Consider the following 236-nt stretch of genomic DNA (forward strand, 5'->3'; position numbering starts at 1 on the left):
GTAGCCCACCCCGAACCGGCCGACGAGGTCTTCGGCGGCATCGTCGATGAGCACTGCGAGGTTCTTGTCGAGTGCCTTGATGTCGGTGTCGAGGAGCTGGATCCGTCGCGCCACCGACCGCAGTGCAGTCTTGATCGCCGCGGTCAGTGCACCTGGAGTGACGGCGGTCGGGCGCAGTGCTGCGCATGCGTCGATCAAGGCGACTGTCGTCAGATCCCGGAGCTGTTCTCGAATCG

Annotated in this window: 1 pseudogene; it reads right to left on the bottom strand. The window is 64.8% G+C overall.

Annotated features, from left to right (window positions below):
* Nucleotides 1-236: pseudogene (locus O4220_RS27770) on the bottom strand (IS110 family transposase); the annotation flags it as partial.

Origin of the sequence: Rhodococcus ruber (assembly GCF_027270735.1) — a bacterium.
Lineage (GTDB): Bacteria > Actinomycetota > Actinomycetes > Mycobacteriales > Mycobacteriaceae > Rhodococcoides > Rhodococcoides rubrum_A.